Here is a 6,188-nt window from a genome sequence, read left to right as displayed (position 1 = left end):
CGCCTGGACTTGGCCTTGGCGCTGCCCGAACCGCTGGTGTCGGTGGAGTACTGCGTCCAGGCCCATCTCAGCGAGCCGGACGCACCGGTGCATTACGTCGAGAATGGCTTGATCAATTCGCTGTTCGGGCTGTTGTGCTGGGACGCGATTTTCGCGCCGTTGCCGGGTTCATTCTTTCACCCGTTCCAACGTGGGCCGGCGGATTTGCACAGTGAGGATTTTCATCAGCGCCGCGCACCGCTGTTCGCCGCTTGTTTCGAGCAACTGCAGGATGAGCGCTACAAGACCCGCATCCGCCAGCGCTACGCGGACAAATGGGGCATCCAGTCACCCTTCGTGTTCTGGAACCTGCTCAGCGAAGAGCTGTTGGAACAGGCGTTGGAATGCCTTCCCGCCGAGCATCTGCGTTACTGGTTCGAACGGTTGCTGCTGGATATCCGCGCCAATCGCGCCGGTATGCCGGACTTGATCCAGTTCTGGCCCGCGCAAAAAACCTACCGCATGATCGAAGTGAAGGGCCCTGGCGATCGCTTGCAAGACAATCAACTGCGCTGGCTGGAGTTCTGCGGCGAGCACCAGATGCCGGTCACGGTCTGTTACGTGCGCTGGGCGGAATCGGCTTGAGCTATAGCGTCGCGGTACGGGCGCTGTGTGAGTTCACGGCCAAGGTCGGTGACCTTGACCTGCGTTTCACGCCGTCGCCCAGTGCCCAGGAAGGCATCATCGGGCATCGCACGGTGGCTTCCCGGCGCAGCGCGCACTACCAGAGCGAAGTCGCCCTGGAGGGCGAGTACGCGCAACTGACGGTGCGGGGCAGGGCGGACGGCTATGACCCGGATGCGAATCGCCTGGAAGAAGTGAAAACCTATCGCGGCGACCTCGACGCCCAGCCTGACAACCATCGCCAATTGCATTGGGCCCAAGTGAAGGTCTACGGCTGGCTGATGTGCCAGAAGTTGGGCCTGGACGAGATCGACTTGGCGTTGGTGTACTTCGACATCGTCGGCGAAGGGGAAACCCTGCTCAACCAGCGTTTCCAAGCGGCGGACCTGGAGCAGTTCTTCAACCAGCAATGTGCGTTGTTTCTCGGTTGGGCCCAGCGCGAGATGCAGCACCGCGACGCCCGCAACAGCGCCGCGCAACACCTGGCATTCCCCCATGCTGCGTTTCGCCCTGGTCAGCGCTCGTTAGCCGAGTCGGTGTACAAGGCCGTCAGCACCGGTCGTTGCCTGATGGCCCAGGCGCCGACCGGCATTGGCAAGACCGTCGGCACGATTTTCCCGATGCTCAAGGCCCTGGCGCCCCAGCAGTTGGACAAAGTGTTCTTCCTGACCGCCAAGACCCCCGGGCGCAAACTCGCCCTGGACGCGGCCCAGGTGCTCTACGACAGCAGCCCGGCCTTGCCGCTGCGCGTGCTGGAACTGGTGGCGCGGGACAAGGCCTGCGAACACCCGGACAAAGCCTGTCACGGCGACGCCTGCCCGTTGGCCAAGGGCTTTTATGAGCGCCTGCCGGCTGCGCGTGAGGCCGCTTCCCAGGTACGCCTGCTGGACCAGTGCAACCTAAGGGAGGTGGCACTGGCCCACGACGTTTGTCCGTATTACCTGAGCCAGGAGATGGCGCGCTGGAGCGATCTGGTGGTCGCCGACTACAACTACTACTTTGACTTTGGCGGCATGCTGTTCGGGCTGGCCCAACTCAACCAATGGCGCGCCGCCGTGCTGGTGGACGAAGCCCATAACCTGGTGGAGCGCGCTCGTTCGATGTACAGCGCCAGTCTTGACCAATACGCGCTCAAGACCTTGCGCGACATGGCGCCCGAAGCGTTGAAGAAGCCATTGCAGCGCCTCAACCGTGAGTGGAATGCGTTGCACAAGGAGCAACTAGCGCCGTATCAAGCGTATGCGTCCAAGCCCGACAAACTGCTCCAGGCCCTGAGCCTATGCAGTAGCGCCATGGCCGAGTATTTCAATGACCACCCCGAAGCCCTGTCCGGTGAACTGCAAACCTTCTACTTCGACGCGTTGCAATTTGCCAAGGTGGCCGAGCTGTTCAACGAACACTTCATCTTCGATATCAGCAAGCGCCAGTTCGCTGGCAAACGTAGCGCTTCAACCCTGTGCCTGCGCAATGTGGTGCCCGCTGAGTTCATCCGCCCACGCTTGACGGCCGCCCGCAGCGGCGTGCTGTTTTCCGCGACCCTGAGCCCGCGTCACTATTACGCCGACCTGCTGGGCCTGCCGACAGACACAGCGTGGATCGATGTGGAATCGCCATTCAAGGCCGAGCAACTGCACGTGCGCATCGTGAATCAAATCTCCACGCGCTTCGTGCATCGGCAGGCCTCGCTGGAGCCGATCGTTGCACTGATTGCACAACAGTTCGCCGCGCGACCGGGCAACTACCTGGCATTTTTCTCAAGCTTCGATTACTTGCAACAGGTGGCCCAGTTGATGGCCGAGCGGCACCCGCAGGTGGCGCTGTGGTTGCAGTCCCGGGGCATGGCGGAGACTGAGCGGCAGGCATTTCTCGATCAATTCACCCTGCACAGCCAGGGCATCGGCTTTGCCGTGCTGGGCGGTGCGTTTGGCGAGGGCATTGATTTGCCCGGCGCACGCTTGATTGGCGCATTCGTCGCCACCTTGGGCTTGCCGCAACTGAACCCGGTCAATGAACAAATGAAAGTGCGCATGGGCGCGATCTTTGGCTCGGGCTACGACTACACCTATCTGTACCCCGGCATCCAGAAAGTGGTACAGGCGGCGGGGCGGGTAATCCGCAGCCAGCAGGACCAGGGCGTGGTGATGTTGATCGATGACCGTTTCGGCGAGGCGCGGGTACGCCAGTTGCTGCCCCGTTGGTGGGTGGTTGATTGAGTTATTCCCCTCATCAATGATGCTGGCGTCGATGCATGCAATCTTCCAGGCTGTGCAAAACCCTGAGGGAGGCCATGCCCATGAACCCGCACACAATCGCCGTCAACGGCATTGCACTGAGTATTCATATTGCCGGTCCCGAGCAGGGGCGACCGATATGGCTGCTGCATGGTTTTCCCGAGTGCTGGCACTCCTGGCGTGAGCAAATCCCGGCCTTGGCCGCCGCCGGGTATCGGGTGTTTGCCCCGCAGATGCGGGGTTATGGGGAGTCGAGCTCGCCGTCGGACATTGCCGCCTACGATGTGCTGACGCTGTGTGCCGATATTCAGCAGGCCATGGATCACTTCGGTCACCAGCAGGTGGTGATGGTCGGTCATGATTGGGGCGCCGTGGTGGCTTGGCACTTGGCGCTGCTGGAGCCGGAGCGGGTCACGCGGCTGATCACGATGTCGGTGCCGTTTGCCGGACGTGGCCGTCGACCGGTGATCGAGGTCATGCGTGAGCTGTACGCCGACCGCTTCAACTACATCCTGTACTTCCAGGAGCCCGGCGTGGCCGAACAGGAGTTGGACGCCGACATCGAGCGCACGCTGCGTTTGTTCATGCAGGATCAGGATGTGTTCCTGCAGAAAAAACCGGCCAACGCCAGGTTGCTTGAAGGCGTTGGCGCACCGAGCGCGTTACCGCACTGGTGCAATCAGGCGGACTTGGACGTGTATGTGCAGACCTTTGCCAAGCATGGTTTCCGCGGCCCACTGAACTGGTATCGCAACTTTGCGCGCAACTGGCAACGCACCGAACATCTGGCTGGTCGACAGGTGCTGCAGCCGACGCTGTTCCTGATCGGCGACCGCGACCCGGTGGGCGTGTTCGAAGCCCATACCCTCAAGCGCATGCCCGACAGGGTGCCGCAGCTGGAACAGCATGTCCTCGCCAACTGCGGTCACTGGATTCAGAACGAGCAGGCCCGGCAGGTCAACGCGCTGATGCTCGGGTTTCTAGGCAAAACGTAAAGGTGGCGCCATGGCCGGGGCGCTCCACCAGTTGAATGTTGCTCCCGTGCAATTGCAGGATGCGGTGCACGATACGCAGGCCCAGGCCGCCATCGCGACGAGCACCGCCGATGGTGAAGGCACGCAGGAACAAGCCCTCGTGCAATTCTGCATCGATGCCTGAGCCGCTGTCGCTCACCGTAACGGCCACCCCATTGGCCTGAGGCGCCAGGATCACTTCGACTTCGCCATTCACCGGTGTATGGCGCAGCGCATTGTCCAGCAGGTTGGTCAGCACCCGCTCGATCAGGCCCAGGTCGGCCAATACCGTTGGCACATACGGCGGCAAGATTGCGGTCAGGGTGATGGCACGGGCCTCGGCAGTGAGTTCGAACTTCTGAAAGATGTCCTGCACCAGGTCCGGCAGTGAAAACCCTTCGATCACCGGTTGTACAAAACCATGTTCCAGGCGCACCAGTTCCAGCAGTGACTGAGCCAGGCCGCCGACCTTGCGGCTCTGGTCCAGGGCGATGCCGAGGTAACGTCGGCGTTCTTCGGGGCTGAGGCTGGCGTCCTTGAGCGAGAGGGTTTCCAGGTAGCCGTGCAAGGAGGCCAACGGTGTACGCAGGTCGTGGGAAATATTCGCGACCATTTCCCGGCGTTCCTGATCCTGGTGGGTGATGGCGCGCCATTGTTCGCCCAGGCGGTTCTCCATCTGCACGAAGGCGTGGTCGAGCACCGCGATTTCATCGCCGCTGTCGAGCGCTGGCAGGGGAGTTTGCATCGGCTCGGGCGTGCCGTTGACGTCGAAACGAGCGACCTTGTCGGTCAACTGGCGCAATGGGCGAGTGATCCAGGCGAAAGCGATCAGGCCGGCCATCAGGCACAGCAACGCCACCAGGCCGATGGACCACAGGGCGATTTTCAGCGCCATGCCCGTAGCGTCTTTGGCGTCGTACACATCGTGGGCTTCGCCCAGCAGTACCACGTACAGAAAACCGGTTTGCTGGCCGTTGGCCCGCAATGGCGCGACGCTGAACACCTTGCGCGTGTCGACGCTGCGCGGGTCGTCACCGAGGATCGGCAGCATCGCACCGCTGAGGAAGCGCCGGATCGGTGCAAGGTCGACGCGATCACGCAGCAGGTGCCCGGCAGGTGCGGCGTTGCCCACCACGCGGCCGTCGATATCGAGCAGGTACACCTCGACGCTGGGGTTGACCAGCATCAGTTGGCTGAACAGGTTGCGCACCGCGTCGGGCTTGAGCCCGTCGGCGTCCATCAGTTGCGTGTCGCGGGCGATATGCGCCGCCAGGTCGCGGGACAAGCCTTGCACCACTTCCAGCTCGTGCATGCGGTTGGAGCGCACTTGCAGCCAGGCCGAGGTGCCGCTGCAGATCACCAGCAACACGGCGAACACCACCGACAGGCGCTGGGTGAGGGTCAGTTTCATGGTGAGGTCTCGGCGAATTTGTAGCCACGGCCCCACACCGTGAGGATGCGCGCCGGGTTGGCCGGGTCGGCCTCGACCTTGGCGCGCAGGCGGTTGATATGGGTGTTCACCGTGTGCTCGTAACCTTCGTGGCTGTATCCCCACACGGCGTTGAGCAGGTCCATGCGTGAAAACACCTTGCCCGGCTGGCGGGCGAAGAAGTACAGCAAATCGAACTCCCGCGGCGTGAGGTCCAGGCGTTGGCCGCTCAAGGTGGCGTCGCGGGTCAGCGGGTTGATGAACAACTGGCCGAGATCGAGGCTGCCGGCGTCCATCTTCAGGTTGCGTGCCATGGCGTCGACCCGACGCAGCAGCGCTTTTACCCGTGCCACCAGTTCCGGCATGGAAAACGGCTTGGCCAGGTAGTCGTCGGCGCCCAGCTCCAGGCCGAGGATGCGGTGCAATTCGCTGGAGCGGGCGCTGGTGATGATGATCGGCGTGTAGCGCGTCATGGCGCGAGCGCGGCGGCAGATTTCGAGGCCGTCGACGCCAGGCAGCATCAGGTCGAGGATCAACGCGTCCCAGCCGCCTTGCTCAAGCAGACGCAAGCCTTCGTTGCCGTCGGCGCTGTGCACCACCTCAAACTGTTCGTCGCGCAGGTGCAGGCAGATCAGATCGGCAATATGGGCGTCGTCCTCGACCACGAGGACCCGTTTGGGCTGTTCCATGGAAAGAAACCTTGGCTTGTCGTTCGCGCATTGTGCGGGTTTTGCAACAGTGTAGTTATCACGAATTGTTTAACTCTGCGTGAGGATTTCGCGACCGCCCAACGCCCAGAATCAAGTCATTGCCGTGGCGCAACGCATGTAGTGAGCGGGCTTGCCCCGCGCT

Annotated in this window: 5 protein-coding genes; 3 read left to right on the top strand and 2 right to left on the bottom strand. The window is 62.3% G+C overall.

The features are described 5' to 3' along the window. The 3 genes from ACRESD_RS24340 to ACRESD_RS24330 all read left to right on the top strand — a co-directional run. A partial coding sequence (locus tag ACRESD_RS24340; protein ID WP_431753240.1) for a VRR-NUC domain-containing protein occupies nt 1–624 on the top strand: 624 nt, incomplete at its 5' end. Then, entirely contained in the window at nt 621–2,876 is a 2,256-nt protein-coding gene (locus tag ACRESD_RS24335) for an ATP-dependent DNA helicase (RefSeq protein ID WP_431753239.1), read from the top strand. The genes ACRESD_RS24340 and ACRESD_RS24335, both read left to right, overlap by 4 nt. 80 nt (nt 2,877–2,956) lie before the next feature. Then, nucleotides 2,957–3,889 carry an alpha/beta fold hydrolase gene (locus tag ACRESD_RS24330; RefSeq protein ID WP_431753238.1) on the top strand — a complete coding sequence of 311 codons (933 nt, stop codon included), beginning with the start codon at nt 2,957–2,959 and terminating at the stop codon, nt 3,887–3,889. On the opposite strand, the gene ACRESD_RS24325 is transcribed toward ACRESD_RS24330, so the two are convergent. After that, entirely contained in the window at nt 3,852–5,318 is a 1,467-nt protein-coding gene (locus ACRESD_RS24325) for a sensor histidine kinase (protein ID WP_431753237.1), read from the bottom strand. The two genes, ACRESD_RS24330 and ACRESD_RS24325, sit on opposite strands and share 38 nt — an antisense overlap. Next, entirely contained in the window at nt 5,315–6,025 is a 711-nt protein-coding gene (locus ACRESD_RS24320) for a response regulator transcription factor (RefSeq protein ID WP_431753236.1), read from the bottom strand. The genes ACRESD_RS24325 and ACRESD_RS24320 overlap by 4 nt, the downstream gene beginning before the upstream one ends. Between the last annotated feature and the right edge of the window lie 163 nt (nt 6,026–6,188).

Origin of the sequence: Pseudomonas sp. (genome assembly GCF_050739995.1) — a bacterium.
In the GTDB taxonomy this organism is placed as follows: Bacteria; Pseudomonadota; Gammaproteobacteria; order Pseudomonadales; family Pseudomonadaceae; genus Aquipseudomonas.
This window is presented reverse-complemented; position numbering and strand designations above follow the sequence as displayed.

Excerpts from the sequence above, each read along its gene's own strand:
- ACRESD_RS24330 (WP_431753238.1), top strand. The coding sequence starts at position 2,957 with ATGAACCCGCACACAATCGCCGTCAACGGCATTGCACTGAGTATTCAT.
- ACRESD_RS24325 (WP_431753237.1), bottom strand. The coding sequence starts at position 5,318 with ATGAAACTGACCCTCACCCAGCGCCTGTCGGTGGTGTTCGCCGTGTTG.
- ACRESD_RS24320 (WP_431753236.1), bottom strand. The coding sequence starts at position 6,025 with ATGGAACAGCCCAAACGGGTCCTCGTGGTCGAGGACGACGCCCATATT.